12 protein-coding genes and 2 pseudogenes are annotated in these 15,787 nt (G+C 73.0%); 6 read left to right on the top strand and 8 right to left on the bottom strand.

What is annotated here, in order from left to right; genetic code table 11:
* Positions 1–1,356: 1,356 nt before the first annotated feature.
* Complete coding sequence (locus tag ACIRBY_RS16215) at positions 1,357–1,995, top strand: ClpP family protease (RefSeq protein WP_403901038.1); 639 nt, start codon at positions 1,357–1,359, stop codon at positions 1,993–1,995.
* A gap of 1 nt (position 1,996) precedes the next feature.
* Positions 1,997–2,599, top strand: coding sequence for a ClpP family protease (locus ACIRBY_RS16210; protein ID WP_403901037.1), 603 nt, complete (start codon positions 1,997–1,999; stop codon positions 2,597–2,599).
* A gap of 100 nt (positions 2,600–2,699) precedes the next feature.
* On the opposite strand, the gene ACIRBY_RS16205 is transcribed toward ACIRBY_RS16210, so the two are convergent.
* A complete protein-coding gene (locus tag ACIRBY_RS16205) occupies positions 2,700–3,119 on the bottom strand; it encodes a helix-turn-helix domain-containing protein (protein WP_403901036.1) in 420 nt (139 codons plus the stop codon).
* Positions 3,120–3,459: 340 nt separating this feature from the next.
* Between ACIRBY_RS16205 and ACIRBY_RS16200 the strand changes: the two genes are divergently transcribed.
* Both ACIRBY_RS16200 and ACIRBY_RS16195 read left to right on the top strand, forming a co-directional pair.
* Positions 3,460–3,960: a VOC family protein gene (locus ACIRBY_RS16200; protein WP_403901035.1), complete on the top strand. Its 501-nt coding sequence runs from the start codon at positions 3,460–3,462 to the stop codon at positions 3,958–3,960.
* A 569-nt stretch (positions 3,961–4,529) separates the two neighbouring features.
* Positions 4,530–5,042 (top strand): hypothetical protein, encoded by a 513-nt coding sequence (locus ACIRBY_RS16195; RefSeq protein ID WP_403901034.1) that lies wholly within the window; start codon positions 4,530–4,532, stop codon positions 5,040–5,042.
* Between the two features lie 411 nt (positions 5,043–5,453).
* Here the strand turns inward: ACIRBY_RS16195 and ACIRBY_RS16190 are convergent, their stop codons facing one another.
* From ACIRBY_RS16190 to ACIRBY_RS16180, 3 genes are all read right to left on the bottom strand, one after another.
* Positions 5,454–5,777, bottom strand: coding sequence for a hypothetical protein (locus tag ACIRBY_RS16190; RefSeq protein WP_403901033.1), 324 nt, complete (start codon positions 5,775–5,777; stop codon positions 5,454–5,456).
* A 476-nt stretch (positions 5,778–6,253) separates the two neighbouring features.
* Positions 6,254–6,691 carry an ester cyclase gene (locus tag ACIRBY_RS16185; protein WP_403901032.1) on the bottom strand — a complete coding sequence of 146 codons (438 nt, stop codon included), beginning with the start codon at positions 6,689–6,691 and terminating at the stop codon, positions 6,254–6,256.
* Between the two features lie 17 nt (positions 6,692–6,708).
* A complete protein-coding gene (locus ACIRBY_RS16180; RefSeq protein ID WP_403901031.1) occupies positions 6,709–7,767 on the bottom strand; it encodes an NAD(P)/FAD-dependent oxidoreductase in 1,059 nt (352 codons plus the stop codon).
* A gap of 132 nt (positions 7,768–7,899) precedes the next feature.
* On the opposite strand from ACIRBY_RS16180, the gene ACIRBY_RS16175 reads away from it, so the two are divergent.
* On the top strand, positions 7,900–9,798 hold the full coding sequence (locus tag ACIRBY_RS16175; protein ID WP_403901030.1) for an SMI1/KNR4 family protein: 1,899 nt from the start codon (positions 7,900–7,902) through the stop codon (positions 9,796–9,798).
* A 392-nt stretch (positions 9,799–10,190) separates the two neighbouring features.
* Here the strand turns inward: ACIRBY_RS16175 and ACIRBY_RS16170 are convergent, their stop codons facing one another.
* The 4 genes and pseudogenes from ACIRBY_RS16170 to ACIRBY_RS16155 all read right to left on the bottom strand — a co-directional run.
* Entirely contained in the window at positions 10,191–10,556 is a 366-nt protein-coding gene (locus ACIRBY_RS16170; RefSeq protein WP_403901029.1) for an iron chaperone, read from the bottom strand.
* A 38-nt stretch (positions 10,557–10,594) separates the two neighbouring features.
* Positions 10,595–12,259: pseudogene (locus ACIRBY_RS16165) on the bottom strand (DUF664 domain-containing protein); the annotation flags it as partial.
* 57 nt (positions 12,260–12,316) lie between these two features.
* A complete protein-coding gene (locus ACIRBY_RS16160) occupies positions 12,317–12,700 on the bottom strand; it encodes a hypothetical protein (protein WP_403901028.1) in 384 nt (127 codons plus the stop codon).
* Between the two features lie 312 nt (positions 12,701–13,012).
* Positions 13,013–13,250 (bottom strand): annotated as a pseudogene (locus ACIRBY_RS16155) (IS5/IS1182 family transposase); the annotation flags it as partial.
* Positions 13,251–14,162: 912 nt separating this feature from the next.
* Here ACIRBY_RS16155 and ACIRBY_RS16150 point away from each other — a divergent pair.
* Positions 14,163–15,560 (top strand): AI-2E family transporter, encoded by a 1,398-nt coding sequence (locus ACIRBY_RS16150; RefSeq protein ID WP_403901027.1) that lies wholly within the window; start codon positions 14,163–14,165, stop codon positions 15,558–15,560.
* The last annotated feature ends 227 nt before the right edge of the window (positions 15,561–15,787 follow it).

Here is a 15,787-nt window from a genome sequence, read left to right as displayed (position 1 = left end):
TCTTGCCCGGATCGGGGCCTGGGCGGCGCTCGCCGCCGGGCCGCTGGCCCTGGCTGTCGCCCTCCGCCGTGGCCGGCCCGCCGCACGGCTCGAGGAGGGGATGATGGCGGACCCCTCCAAACGACACTGCCCGTGCGAAGGCAGCGGAGCGGCGGCCCGCGCCCGCGGGCACCGGGCGCCGCCGGCCGTGCAGGACGCGGCGCTGGTCCTCGTCAACGAGCTCGTGGCCAACGCACAACGCCACACCTGCGGGCCCTGCACGCTCGATGTGGGCTGGGCCGCGGGGTGGTATCGACATCGACGTCACCGACACCATCCCCCACCAGCCGTGACCGTGCGCCCCGGATCCAGACGGAAAGGCGGGGATAGGGAGATGGGGCTGGCCGCTGGTCCGCCATCTATCTGGCCTCGCGGGTGGAGGTCCGACCCACGGCGGACGGCGGCCAACCCTCCACGCCCACCCGTGACCACCGACACTTGACGAGACGACCGCGCCCACGGGTGGCCGGGCCGCCGAGGCAGGGAGAAGGGGCGGGTCTGCGGCACGCCGGGGCTGGCTACCACCCGGCTTCACGTCCTTCCTGCACAGCTCGCCGGGCCTGCGGGCACGCTGCCCACCCTTGACGCTCCTGGGGGCGTCGAGGTCGTAAGGCCGGCGCTGCCGTGACCTTCCGTGTGGGGAATCGTTCCTCCTGGTGTCGCACGGCATGCATACCGCTCCCCCGCGGTACAGCGGCACCGGCCCGGGAAGCCGTCCCCCGACTTCCCGGGCCCCTCGACCCGTTCACCCCGAGCACACCCACTCCGCGGCCGCTGAGCCGGCCGGTGCCCGGCGGTCAGCGGCGGGACGGACTCGATCAGGAAAAGGCGGGTGGTGCAGGTCAGTTCCGGCAGGCGTAGCACCTGGTCCCTGGGTGCGGCCACGTCCCAGCCGAGCCGGCGCCTGCGGGCGCGTTTCCCGGATGAAGTCCGACCTCGGCGACGCCCTGCTCCCAGCGGACATCCTCCGCACGGACAACGACCCACCCGCTGCTTCCCGGTCCGCTGGTCCCCGGACCCGGACCTGAGCGACCCGCCGCTGCGGTGCGCGCGCCGCGACCGACAGCCACACGATCCGCTTCCATCAGCTCCAGCGCGGCACCGCAGACCGAATCCGCAAGGGGGGATCAACGTGCGCGCCGGCGCCGAGGTCGACCCCGGCGAGATCGTCAGGGGTTTCGACACCGGGTCCGCGTCCGAGGGCCGTGACCTCGTGTCCGCCCGTGGCGGATCTGCCAGGGGCAGAGGAACGGCATCCGGGGGGTTCCCGGGGGCGAGAGTGGAGTCGACGGCACCCCGCCTCGACAAGGAGAAGAGATGACTCCCCTCACCATGCTCGCGCCCCGCGCGGAGGAGGGCGGCACACCGCCCGGCCACTTCGACGACCACCTCGCGGCAAGGCTGCTCGACCACCGGATCGTCCTCCTCGGCACCCAGGTCGACGAGGTGTCGGCCAACCGGGTGTGCACGCAGCTGCTGCTGCTGTCGGCGCAGGACCCGCGCTCCGACATCAGCCTGTACGTCAACAGCCCCGGCGGGTCGGTCACCGCGGGTCTCGCCATCTACGACACGATGCGGCTCATCCCGAACGACGTCTCGACGCTGGCGATGGGCTTCGCCGCCAGCATGGGCCAGTTCCTGCTCACCGTGGGGACGCCCGGCAAGCGGTTCGCGCTGCCGAACGCGCGGATCATGATGCACCAGCCCTCGGCGGGAATCGGAGGCACCGCCGCGGACATCGAGATCCAGGCGGAGAACCTCCAGTTCACCAAGAAGGCCGTCGAGCGGATCACCGCCCGGCACACCGGGCAGAGCGAGGAGACGATCGCGCGGGACGGCGACCGGGACCGCTGGTTCACGGCCGAACAGGCCAGGGAGTACGGGATGGTGGACCGGGTGGTGGAGTCGCTCGCCGACATCCGCCCGGCCACGCCGCGCCGACGGGCGGGGCTGTGACATGGGGTCGTACACGGTTCCCTACGTGATCGAGCGGACCGCACAGGGCGAACGGTCCTACGACGTCTTCAGCCGGCTGCTCAACGAGCGGATCATCTTCCTCGGCACGGAGATCGACGACGGGGTCGCCAACGTGGTCATCGCGCAGCTCCTTCATCTGGAGTCGGCGAACCCGGAGCAGGAGATCTCGATCTATCTCAACTCACCGGGCGGATCGTTCACTTCGCTGATGGCGATCTACGACACGATGACGTTCGTCCAGGCGCCGATCTCCACCTTCTGCGTCGGTCAGGCGGCGTCGACGGCGGCGGTGCTGCTGGCGGGCGGAGATCCCGGGCGACGGTTCGTGCTCCGGCACGCGCGGGTGCTGCTCGGCCAGCCGGCCAGCGGCGGCCGGCAGGGGACCGTCTCCGACCTCAGCCTCGCGGCCAAGGAGATGGCCCGCATCCGCTCGCAAGTGGAGGAGGTCCTGTCCCGGCACACACAGCACGACGTGGCGACGCTGCGCGCGGACATGGACCGGGAGAAGGTCTTCACCGCCGAGGAGGCCGTGGCCTACGGGCTCGCCGACGAGGTGCTGAGCCGACGGTTCGCGTTCGTCTGAGCGCGCGCGGCCGTGGCCGGGGGCCGGCGAGCCCGCCGGTAGGACGGGGGGGGGGCACGCCCCGTCCTACCGGCCGTGGGCCCGGTCCGGTCCGGTCCGGTCAGGCGGCGAGGCAGAAGCCGTCGTACTGCGCTGTGGGTGACGGGCGGCCCCGGACCACCCTGCCCCGGGCGTGCCGGGCCAGCTCGTCACCGGCGAGCAGCAGCAGGTCGGCGAGGCCGAGCCCGAGGGCTCGGGCGGCGGCCGCGAGGACCTCGGAGGACGCCTCCTTGCGTCCGCGCTCCACCTCCGACAGGTAGGGCATCGAGATCCGGGCCGCCTCCGAGACGTCCTTCAGTGTGCGCTCCTGGGCGATCCGCTCGCGCCTCAGCACGTCGCCGACGAGGTCACGCCACAGAGGCTCCCTCGGAGCACCCCCCGCGGGTCGCCGAGGGGCGGCCGCCGCCCCTCCGGAACCAGGCGACGGGGCCTGCGGGCGCAGGGAGTTGACGCGGGACTCGTTCGGCGTATGAGTGCTCACCCCCTCACCCTAAGGATTCGGGGCGCGGGGCCAAGGGAGTGGCCTTCTGCCCTGGGCGAAGCCGCGCCGGTGCCTGGGCCGACGCGGGTCCTGAATCCAGACGGCTGCGCGCGGCCGACCGCGGCGGCCGTCGTGAGCGCTCCGCTGCGTGGAAGGTCAGGTGGCGTCCCCGCAAGCCCGCCTCGCCCCCGACCCGGGGACCGCGGGGTACTGCTGTTCGGGGGCCCCGACTGCCGTTGTCGCTGGGTGGCCGCACCCGCAGGTAGTTGTTCAAATTCGAAACAGTCGCTATCTTCGAAGTCATTCGGTTCAAGTTTGAACTTTGCAAGGGAGAAGCCCGATGCCGGTACGCCGCCTCAACCACGCGGTGCTCTACGTCCGCGACGTCGCGACCTCGGCCGCGTTCTACACCGAGGTGCTGGGCTTCAAGGTCGACACCGAGTATCCCGGGCGGGCCGCCTTCCTCAGCGCCCAGGAAACGTCCAACGACCACGACCTCGGCCTGTTCGCGATCGGCGCCGACGCACCCGGCCCGCAGCCGGGCCGGGTCGGCCTGTACCACCTGGCCTGGGAGGTCGGCACGCTGGGCGAGCTGGCCGAGATAGGCCGGGTCCTCGGCGAGCGCGGGGCGCTGGTCGGGGCCACCGACCACCACCGCTCCCTGTCCTTCTACGCCAAGGACCCGGACGGCAACGAGTTCGAGGTGATGTGGCGGGTGCCGCGCGAGGGTTGGGCGGCACCCGGCGAGGCTCCGAAGACGGGCCCGCTGGACCTGGAGGCCGCCATCGCCCGCTGGGGCACCGACTTGGCCACCGGCGCCGCCGCCGGCTCCGCCACCTGAGGCCCACCCCGGGAAACGGCGAGCCGATCCCCCTCCGGTGAGACTCGTGGCTCCCCTCAGCCGTAGCACCGGAACGGCCTTGCCCTGGGAGCCCGGCCGGGGGTCCGACTGGGTCGTCGGGGTGACACGGGGAACGGCACCGCACGCCGGGCAGCCCCGCTTCACCCCGGCCGGGGGCCCGGCGAGGGCGGCCCGGCCATCTCCAGCATCCGGGCAGTTGGACCCCGCAAGACTACGGGCGCGGGATGCGCGGGTCAGGCGCCTGCCGCGGACCGCCAGGACTCTCTGATCACCGGTGCCGGCACGGACCCGGCGCTGCCGCCTGAGTCAGCGGGGTGGTGACCGCACCGTGACCGGGACGACGTGGGCCGCTGCGCCCGTGCCGCCCACCCAGCCGTAACCGCCGTGTATGTTCCTCGGATTGGTCCTCGTCAGGTCCTCCTGGGCTCGACGCGGGACGTCCGGCTGACGCGTACGAAGACACCTCATGCGGCTGAGCCGTCAAGCGGAGGCCGGACGCCGACGGAAATCGGGTAGTCGCCGCGGCCACGGCCGACCAGGCTGTGGGGGTGACTGAGACGACCCCGTATGACGCCGATCGTGCCCGATTCACCCGCCAGGCGCTGGCCCGCCTCGTCCTGTGCGATCACGCCGTGGATGTCGCCGATGGCGCCGCCGCTCTGGTGGCCACCGAGAACGACCCTGACACCGGACCCGGAGGCCGGGTCAGCCAGGCAAACCAGCTCATCGAACTCGCGGAACGCGCTCTGGCCTCAGCCGTGATCTACGAACGCGAGCGAGGCGCCTCCTGGAGGGAGATCGCCCAGTACCTGGGCATCGATCCATCAGAAGCGGAAGGCCGTTTTGCCGCGAATCTGGGAGGCTGGCACGCGGCCTTCGACGTCCCCTATCGACTCGACGAGACCGGCCACAAGCGCATACCGCAGTTGCCCACGGCGGCGTACGACCCTGCCTGGGCCTGCGAACATCTCGACCGGTGGGCCCATCTCCAACGCATCGGCAACGAAACCGTGAGCTCCGGCTTGGTCATGGCTGCGCCGCAGGAGGATCCCCGTCAGTGACCCCGTAGCGGCGGGGCGTTCTCGTCGCCCATGTCCAGGAAGGGGCGCGCGGACTGCGACAGCCGGCGGCCCGGACCCTCGACGCCGCAGAGGCGGCCGGTGGAGGAGACGAGTTCGTCGGCCTTCGGGTCCCCCCGACCTTGCTGGCCGCTTCCAGCTCGGCGGCGATCGTCGCAGTCGTCATGGGGGCACGCCCGGGTACAGCGGCATCTACAGGTGTGGCGGGTGCGGCAGGGCGGGTGCGACGGGGCGGGTGCGACTGGGCGGGTGCGACTGGGTCGTCAGGTGCTTCGACAGCGCAGAGGGCCCGCCCATGGTGGTGGGAGCGCTGGGCGGGCTCAGTCGGTGGTGTACGCAAGGGGCGCGTCCGGTTGCGGCGGTTCGACGGGAGCCGGTGCGGGGCCCGCTCGGTCAGGCGCCCCAGCCGTAGGCGTCCTGGGTCGAGAGCTCGCGCCAGAACTTCGGTTCGATCTGCGCCGTCACCCCTGCGGCCTCGAACACCGGGCGGACCGCGGCGTCCTGCTCCTGGAAGAACGACTCGAAGCTCTGCCGGTCCGGCCACTCGTCCAGCACCATCAGACGGCTGCCGTCCTCGGAGCCGTAGAAGCGGTGCGCGATGAGACCGTGGCGCTTCGCCGCTTCGAGGACGTCCCGGAACTGCTCGTTGTTGGCCCGGGCGTACTGCTCCAGTGCCTTGGGGTCGCCGCCGGCCTCCAGCGTCAAGATCACGGACATGGCTCCTCCTGAGCACTCGCGGATCGTACGGAGATCGTCGCAGCACAGCGTGCCCGGCCCGGGCCAACACGCCTCGAGACCTCAGCCGAGGACCGCGGTCACCTCACGGCGGGTCTCCTCCGACAGGAGGATGGTCTCCGCCCCACGTCCTTCAGCAGGGCTGTCGCCGGCGAATCGGCGTGCTGGTCGTCGTCGCTGCGCGTCATGGGTCCATCATGGCGAGGGTCCCGTGCCCGCGTACGTGGGGACCGGCGTGCGGACACCAGCCGGATCCGCCGGGCGGGGCCCGGGCGGCCCCAGAGGGCTCGGCGGCCCCGGAGGGGCGGGCTGCGGAGCGTCTGCAGGCCCAGGGGCCGTCGGCTTCCGCCTACCTCCGGGTCGTCGCCGTGGGGCTGGCGCTCGTCGTCGTCGGGGTGAGGACACGGAAGGCGGCCGCGCGGCAGGAGGCCGCCTGAGCCGAGGCGGCCTCCGGGGGATCACGGGATCTGGATCCGGCCGAGCTGTCGTAGTTGGGCGAGGACGTCGACGACCCCCCAGATCTCGGCGATCCTGCCGCCGGTGAAGCGGAAGACGAAGATCTCGGCGTACCTGACCGGCCTGCCGGTCGGCGGGAGGCCCCGGTAGTCACCCCGGTGGGTCCCGGTGACCGTGTTCCTGAAAACGAGCTTGTCGCCTTCGGCGATCGCGTCCTCGACCGCGACGTGGAGGTCGGGGAAGGCGCGCAGGAGGACCGTCCACACCTGTTTGAGCGCCTGTACCCCCGTCGCGCCGTTCGGCACCGGAGCGTGGAACAGCACGTCGGGGGTGAAGACCTCGTCGATGGTGTGCGCGATGAGCTCGGTGTCGCCCGTGTTCACGGCGTCGTGGAAGCGGCCGAACGCCGCCTTGTTGGCTGCCGCCTGCGTCGCTGACATGTGCGGGACTCCTTTCTTCAGGCGCCGGTGCCCGTGCGGGCGGCGTACTTGCCGGCGCGGGACGCCAATTCCTTGAGCGCGGCCGCGGAGCGCCCGGTGAAGTGGGCCCGGCGGAGGCTGTCGTCGGGGCGGGTGAACTGGCCCACCGCGTTCTTCCGGCCGAGGGTGACGGCTCGGGCGACGTAGCGCGGCGCGTACGGCCCGGGCCTGCGGCCCTCGATCAGGAGGGCCAGTGCGTCGGCCGCGTGGGCGGCCTGCGGCGCGGCGAGTGCGCAGGCGAAGCGGGCGCCCGGTACGGCCGCGCAGTCGCCCACGGCGAAGATCCGTTCGTCGTCGACGCTGCGGAGGTACCGGTCCACGAGCGCGCGGCCTTCGGGATCCACGCGCAGACCGCTGCGGGCCGCGAGGTCGGGGACGCCCGACACGATCGCCCACAGGGTCAGGTCGGAGGCGAGCGCCGCTCCCGAGCGGAGGTGCACGACGCCGTCGGTGACCTCCGTGACGCGGTCGTCCACGATGTCGACCTCCAGCCCCGCCAGTCCGGACCGGACCCGCTCGTGCGCGCGGCCGGAGAAGCCCCCGGAGACCGAGGACCCGACGATGCGCACCCGGAGGTCCGGCCTGGCCTCGGCCACCTCGGCCGCCGTCTCGATGCCCGTCGCGCCGCCGCCGATCACCGTGACCGTGCTGCCCGCGGGCAGTGCGGCGAGGCCCGCGCGGGCCTGCTCCGCTCCCTCCCAGGTGCCGACGGGGACGCTTCCCGGCATCGGCCGGGCGGTACTGCCCACGGCGAGGAAGGCGTAGTCGAAGTCGATGCCCGTACCGTCTTCGAGGGTGAGGGTGCCGTCGCCGATCCTGTCGGCGGTACCGATGCGGGAGGTGATCCCCGGGCGGAGCATCGAGGTGAGGGGGGCCGCCGCGGCGGCGGTCCCCGCGAGCCGCTGGTGCAGCCGTACGCGCTCCACGAATTCGGGGCGCGGGTTGACCACGGTGATCTCGGCGGTCCGCACCTTCCTCGCGAGCCGGTTCGCCGCGAACGTGCCCGCGTATCCGGCGCCCACCACTACTGCCTTCATCTCGCCCTCCCGCTTCGGTGACCGGTCGGGCATGAGATGCCGGCGGACCGGTTCCCGTGACAGCTCTCCGCTGTGACGGTGGTCACAGGGCGGGTGGCGGTGTTGTCAGTGGCGGGTGACAGCATCCCGGTCATGAGTGACGAATCGTTCGACTGGCACGCGTTCCTGGGACGGTGGCAGGAGGAGTGGGTTCCGCGCGCGGACCCGGACGACGGCCCCGACGAGGACGGCTCGGCCGGCCCCTTCCGGCTGGGCCCGCCCGCGGCGGACGAGGCGGCGATCCGGGCGGCCGAAGTGCGGCTGGGGCGTCGGCTGCCGCCCTCGTACCGGCAGTTCCTTTCGGTGAGCGACGGCTGGTACGTGGAGCAGCTGGCCGGGGTCTACCGGCTCGGCGGCACCGCGGACATCGACTGGTTCCGGGACCCGTTCGGCATGACCCCGCGGTACGAGGAGGACCTGGGCGATGGCGCGACCGAGGAGGACGTCCTGCTGGCCGGTATGTGGCGGCGCGCGCTGCGGCTGGAGACGGAGTCCGACATGTCGTACGCCCTGCTCGACCCGGGCGACAGGGACGAGGACGGCGAGTGGGCGCTCTACGTGTACCAGGGGTGGGGCGGTGAGCTGCCGGTCCGCCATCCGTCGTTCCGCGCCTACATGGAGGCCATGTACCGCGGCTTCCACTCCACCCGGGCGGCTGACCCCGGGTTCGTGAACGCGACCACCCGCGCCCAGGACGCCCGGGTGGAGGAGGCCCGACTGCTGGCGCTGCGGGGGCGCCACGAGGAGGCGGTGTCTCTACTGGAGGAGGCTTCGTCCTTCGGGCGGCCGCACAGCCGCTTCCTGTTGCAGCAGGTCCGGCAGCTGCTGGGCCGGTACGGGTGCGAGGACTACGGCCATCTCGCGGCCGACGCGCGCCTCCAGCCCGAGGTCCTGCCGGTGCAGGCCATGGCGCCGGCGCGCGACGGGCGGCCGGGCGGTGACGACCACTGGCTCGGGATGATGGCCGCGCGGGGCGTCGACCGGGAGGCTGCCCGGACGGTGCTGGACGCGGTGCGGGACGGCACCCACCGCTACGCGCCTCCCGGCCCGTGGGGGGAGGCCGTCGCGCGGGCCCGGGAGGAGGCCCGCTGGGGAGCGGCCGACGCGGCGTGGCGGATCCTGCGGGGCGCCCTCCCTCTGTGGGAGGCGCCCGGGCCCTCGCTCATCGCTCCGATCGGGCTGCTCGCCGATCCGGTCCTGGGCCCCCTGGTCACCCCGGAGCGTGGGCGGGAGATCCTCGCGACACCGCGTTCGGGGGAGACCGGGTCCGTCCCCGAGCCGGTCGCCGATCTCGATCCGCCGGGGCTCGGCTGGCTGGTGGAGCCCGCGGCCGGGCGCGAGAAGGTCGACGGGTTCCGGTGCGTGTGGACCGAGGGCCTCGACCCGGCCGGTCTTCCCGCCCTGATCGGTGCGGACGGGGCCGGATTCGGCGTGCTCACGGACCGGCTCGGGTACTGGCGGACGCGGGGGCGGCAAGGGCACGAGGACGCGGAGCCCTGGGAGGACCGGGCCGCCGTCGCCGTCGGCCGTACCGCCGAGGGGTGGGCGTTCGCCTTCGACGGCCACGCGCGTCACCTGGACGACGCCCGGTTCGTGTCCCCGGCGGTCGCCGCCTCCGCGCACGGCCGCGCGGTGGTGGTCTGGCGCGAGCCGAGGAGCTCGTTCCCGGGCGACCGGCCGCCCGCCTTCCACCTGTCCGTGGCCGAACGGGGCAAGGAGGTGTACGCGTTCACCGTGCGCGGTGGTGACGTCAAGCGCTCCGGAACCGTGCCCGCTGCCCTGGAGCCCGCCCGGCTGTTCCGGCCGGACGGCACCCTCGTGGACGGCGAGCTGAGGGTACTGGAGGTCCTCCACGCCGAGCTGGGTCTGTCGCTTCCCCGCTTCGCCCTGACCGAGGGCGCGCTCCCCACCCTCACCACCCGTTCCTGGACCCGGGCGCCCCGCGAGGGCGAGAGCTTCGCCTACCTCCGCTTCACCTGGCACCGGGCCTGACGGAGGATCACCCGGTGGCGTGGCGGGCCGGGCGTGGTGCGGGTGCGGGCGGGGTGAGGAAGGCGAGGACCTCGTCGCGTACCCGGAAGCGGGGGGTGGCCCGCCTCGTCGACCAGACGGGCGGGGACGACGCTGTGCGGCGTCCCGACCCGGCCGGCGAACCACCGCCCCGTGCACCATCGGTCGCCCTCGGAGCGGTGGGCGAGGGCGGTGAGTCCGTCGCGGGGGAAGCGGTCGCGCACCGCTCGGACGTCGGCCCCGGGGAGTGGGCCCGCTGGCCTGCATGTCCCGCCGCGTCCCCGCTCGACCCCGTGGTCGGCGGCCCCGGAGGCAGGCAGGACCGGAACGAGGACAGGAACAGGGCGGGGCGGGGCGGCCCCGTGATGGCTCCGTCAGCACGTCCTGCCCGGGCGCGCCGCAGTGGCCTTGAGCAGGTCCCGCAACAGAACGAGGTCGACGCTCTCGGGCTTGTGGAACCGCAGGCAGCCCTTGCCCGTGTCCTGGCCGGACAGCCGTTCCTCGAACGCCTCGCGGACGTCACTGCGCATCAGGTAGAACGAGATGTACCGCTTCTGGCTGGCGAAGGCGACCTCGCAGACACCGTCCCGCTCGTACGCGGGCATCCCGTACGCCATGACCTCGTCGAAGCCCGCCAGCTCGGCGCGGCACAGCCGCCGGACCTCGGCCAGGACGGCCCTGCGGTCCTCGGGGAGCTCGGTCAGGTAGCCGTCGACGTCAGCGGCCTCGCTCCGCACCATGCGGTGATGATAGGCGAGCCGCCTTCCGGCGAGGGGCCTCAGGCGGATCTCAGCGGGTCTCGTGCCCGAGATCGGCTACAGCCCCCTCTTCCCTCAGCCGATCGACAACGAGGTCGGGACCAACGAACTGGGCGGGAGCCCTCGGCGGGGCCGGACGGGTAGGTCATGACCGCGGGACGGCCGGGGGCGTCCTGGAGAAGTGGGCCGGCCGGGTGGTGGAAGGTGGGCGGCAGAACCAGGCCGCGCCCGTCGAGGCGGACGTCGCGGGCCGGCGCCGCGCCGGGCCATTCCCACACGCCCTCGTGGTACCGGCTGCCCGGGGCCAGGCCGGTCAGGGTGGCGGCCAGGCCGTGCTCGGCGATCGTCAGCGCGTAGCGGGTGAACTCCTCGCGGTGGAGGTCCTGCACGACGGACCAGACGGGGGGTGAGGACCGTCTGGTATGCGGCCCGCTGGGCGCGGCGCAGGGTGTGCCAGGCCGTCTCCCGGCCCGCGTGCAGGTCGCGGATCCGGCGCGGGGCGGGCATCGCCGCGTGGAGCCGGTCCAGTTCGGAGCGGACGAGACCGGCGCTGGTGGCACGGATTCGTCCGAAGCCTTCGGCGACGGCGTCGCCGAGGACGTCGAGGAACGAGGCCGGGTGGCCTGTAGGAGCCAGGTCGGCGAGCGGACTGCTCGAGGCCGGGAGGGAGCGCAGGATGCGACCCCGCCCACGGTGCGAACAGTGGGCCGCCGCTTCGTTCCATGGTTGTGGTCAGGGCCGCGTGCAGCTCCTGGAGGGGTGTCGGACGGGCTGCGAACCGGGTACGGGCGAGGTCGTCCGGAGTGAAGTGGACTCGCAGCACTCTCACAACTCCTCGTCGGAGGACAGCCCTTCGGCCACGGCCCGAACCTTCGCGTCGTGACGGCCCCGCACCAAGGATGTTCGTATGACTTCACGACGCACTCTGTTGAAAGGCACCCTTCGCCGGTGCCGCCGCCATGCCGCCCACGGCCGCGTCCGCCTCCGGTCGCGGCTCGGTCCTGCGCCTGCCCGCGCCCACCGGCCCGTACCCCGTGGGCATGGAGGTGGCCCATCTGAGGGATCCGGCACGATCGGTGCACGGGCTGTCCCGGGCGCCGCAGCTCACTCCGGCCGAGACCAGGGAATTCGCCGACCTTGCGCCCCGCGTTCATCCGGGCCCGCCCGGCCCGGGGGCCGTGGACTGGGGTGCGCTCCTCACCCACGGACACGTGGGTGCGCGGCCTCTGCCCGGCCGTCGGCCGGCGCTGGTGTACTGCACGGGCCGGGCTCATCGGCACCGGCGACCCGGGCGTGACCCTCGCTGAGGTACGGCGCCGGATGGGTGCCTTCTTCGCCGGCCTCTGAGGCGACGGCCAGGTGCTCCCGTTGCGGCCGTACGGGGCGCCGTCAGCGTGGAAGGCCCAGGGTTGCGCCGGCGAAAGCCGGGCGTCCCGGCACACGCGAAGGGTGTGCCGGGCCTGTCGCCCGTCGACGGATTCACGGATGGGGTCGGCGTGACCGGCGTGGCGGGCGTACTCCTCGATGAGGTCGAGGAGAATTCGGCGGAGGTTGGGGCGTTCCCCGCTACGGGTGGTGTCGGCGCCGAGTTGGTCCAGCCCGCCCGTTCTGAGCGCCGCGTCGACGAGGGCACGGGAGCGGGCGACTGATTCCTGCCAGAGAGCGCGCAGTCGTGCGGGGGCGTCCTGCGCGGCGGCCGAACCTCGCCGCGCAGGTCACCGGGTCACCACCCCGCAGCCGGATCAGCCCGCCGGGCGGGTCAGGATGCAGTGGGGCTGATCGTTGTCCGGATCGCCCACGGCGACCCAGAGCTTCAGGGCCTTGCCTTGCCTCAGCGCCGTGTAGGGGTCGGGCCGCCGCTCGGTGTTCTCAGGGTGGTAGGCGTCGACGGAGTGGTCCGCATCGAAGGTCAGTCCGACAAGGCTTCGTCTGCCGTTGGCGCCCTGCGTCCAGGTGCCGGTACCGGACCAGGCCAGCCCCTCGTACCAGCGGACGGCCACGCAGACTCTGTCGGCGGTGAACGTCCCGTCCTGCCGCAGCGTGAGAGTGCCGCCGTCGGCATCGGTCCACGTGGCCACCAGGTCGGTCACCTTCGGCACGACAGCTTCGCCCTCGGGCGGCGGCATGACCGTGAACCTCCCGCAGGCCGTGAGGGCAACGGCCGCGGCAGCCAGGATCAGCGAAGCACGACGGAAAGGCACCACACACCATCCCCAGCGGGTTCCACGGATCACATGCGCGACTGGCGGGCTCAAGAGCACACGCCGTACCCTGACACACGACTTGAACATGTTCAAGTCGACTGCCGGTGGGCGCCTCCCCGATCCCCCCGATCCCCCCGGCCCCGACCGCCCCGACCGCCCCGACCGCCCCGCGCAGACGAGCCTGACCAGGCCATGGAGACGGTCGGCGCGTCGCTCAGGTCGTCTCCACGATGGAGGGTCCGACCAGGTTCCCCCTCTGAGGGCACGGACGTGCGACCCGTCTTCGGAGGTCGTCAAGTTCCAACAGGCCGGCTTGACGAGGCTCGGTCAGCAGAACGGCGTGCAGGCGCGGCCAGACGCCGGCCTCGGCGGGGCCGTGAGGCCAGGCCACGTCGCTCCGCAGCACGTACACGACGCCCGCGAGGGCCGTTCGAGCCGGAACGCGCAACCGGGCCGATGAACCGAGACGTCGTCGCTGCCGGCATCGGATCCGACACCCCGTACACCGACGTCGTCCTCATGGGCTATCACCACTAGCGGGGCACCCGTCCCGCCGTCTGCACCGGCCCGTAGCACCTCCACGTCGGCAGGGCCCGGGAGCACGGTCGCGGTCCTGTGCTCACGGCATCGACGGACGTTGCCACACCCGTCCGAACGGCGGGGCCGACCCAGCGGCCGGGCGGCGCCGTCGGACCGTCGAGCCGTCGAGCCGTCGAGCCGTCGGACCGTCGAGCGCACCTTCTCCTGGCTCGCCGGCGGACACGAGGCCGAGCGCTTCCTTGCCTTCGCCGGTACGGCTGATCGCCACCAAGCACGGGCAGCCCGTCATCTCCGCCTGGAACGTCCAGTAGGAGGCGCCCGCCGCGTCACCTCCGACGTGCGAGGCGCCGGAGGCAGATCAGCGCCGGCGACTCGATCACCTGGTTCACGAAAGCCGGCGCGCGCGGCGAGCCCCGGCCGGAGAACGACGGCGGCGCGACGACCGAACACGGCCGGATGCCACTGCCGAATGGCGACCAAGCCACCGCCGCTGTCGCAGGTCCAGGACGAGCTGTGCGACGTGCTCGGCTGCGACCCACAGGCCCGAAACCGCCGACGCGCGCAGCCTGACCGGGCCGACCGAGCGGCGCGGCCGCTCCAGCTGTGGATCACCGCGCGCGTCGGGGCGTACGGCGCGCCCATCGTCCAGGCGGTGCTACCCGTCCTCCGGCCGAGTGGACGGCGGCACGGAGCGTGTGGCGTCCACCGGCCGCGGGCCGGATTCTCCACTGGCCGGTTCCAGGGCGTGCTGACCGGCGCGACCGGACCGTTCCGGGCGACCGGGCCGCCTGATCACGCGCAGCGGGGGCAGACGGGCTGGTGGGCGGAAGGAGGTGGTGGGGCCGTGCCGGTCACCCGCAGCTGGGTCGGTCGTCTCAGGGGCGGCGCCGCCGCGTTCGGCGAGCGCCGGGCGCGTGCCCTGGCACGTCACGACGCGAAGGTGGGGGCCGAACGGGGCCGGGAGGGGCGAGCCGAGCAGCAGGCCCGGCCGAGGTCCGCGGCCCCTGCGCAGGCAGTGCCCTGGGGCATACGGGTCGTGGCCGAGGTGGGCTGGCGCTTCGTGGTGATCGCCGCCGCCCTGTGGATCCTGATGCGGGTGATCGGGTCCGTCCGGCTGGTCGCGCTGGCGTTCGTCGCGGCGCTGCTGGTCACCGCACTGCTCGAGCCGACCGTCGCCCGCCTGGAGCGCGGTGGCCTGTCCCGGGGACTGGCCACCGCGGTCACGGCGATCTTCGGTTTCGTCATCCTCGGCCTGGCCGGCTGGTTCGTCGTGTGGCAAGTGCTCGACAACCTCGGCAATCTGTCCGACCGCCTCCAGGAAGGCATCGAGAAGCTGAAGCACGGGCTCCTGAACAGCCCGTTCCATGTGACCGAGGAGCAGATCAACGACCTCGCGGGCCGCCTGAGCCATGCGATCGGCACGGGCGCCGACAGCATCGCCTCGACCGGCCTCCACGGGGTGACGCTCCTGGTCGAGCTGATCACCGGGGTGCTCCTGACGGTCTTCTGCACGCTGTTCCTGCTGTACGACGGCAGACGCATCTGGGGGTGGACGCTGCGTCTCGTGCCGGTCGCGGCCCGGCCGGCGGTGGCCGGGGCGGGCCCGCCGGCCTGGCACACCCTGACCGCGTACGTGCGCGGAACGATGATCGTCGCGATGATCGACGCGGTCTTCATCGGTGTCGGCATCTACTTCCTCGGCGTGCCCCTCGCTGTGCCCATCGCCGTGGTGATCTTCCTGGCCTCGTTCGTGCCTCTGGTCGGCGCCGTCGCCTCGGGTGCGCTGGCCGTGATCGTCGCCATGGTCACCCAGGGCCTGTTCACGGCGGTGATGACCCTGATGGTGGTGCTGATCGTCCAGCAGATCGAGGGCCACGTCCTCCAGCCGTTCATCCTGGGACGCGCGGTCCGGGTCCATCCCCTTGCGGTGGTCCTGGCCGTCGCCACGGGTGGGCTGGTCGCCGGCATCGGCGGAGCCGTCGTCGCGGTCCCACTGGTCGCCGTCACCAACACGGTCGTCGGCCACCTCCGTGCCCACGCGGGCGAGGAGCGGGGCGGGGAACCGGTCGGGGGCGGGGTGGACGCACAGCCCAGGGGTGGGAGCGTGAGCGATGAGGCGACCGGGAACACGGCCCAGCCCGAGGAACGGGAGGAGGACCGGGCCGAGGGCCGGCCGGCGGCCCCGCACGAGGAAAGCCCTCCCGCGCAGGAGACTTTTGACCACCAGGAGGACCCGCCGTAGCGGCCGCTAGCCACACCAGCCAACCGGCCGTACCGGTCAGACGCTGCCGCGCCGGGCACCGGTGGCGTTGCCGCGCTCCTCGAGCCGGCCAGACCTGCGCACGCTACGACGCCCCGGCTCCGCACCATCACCCACCTGCGCGGGGCGCGGCCGCGCGGAAGCCGCCCTCGCCGCCGCCGAGGAGCGCGAAGCCGCCGCCACCCGAGCCTCCACCGTGGTTGGTGAAG

The sequence above is a fragment of the Streptomyces sp. NPDC096136 genome, from assembly GCF_044763325.1.
Taxonomy (GTDB): Bacteria; Actinomycetota; Actinomycetes; order Streptomycetales; family Streptomycetaceae; genus Streptomyces.
Note: the sequence above shows the minus strand (reverse complement) of the source record. Positions and strands in the feature narration are given on the sequence as shown.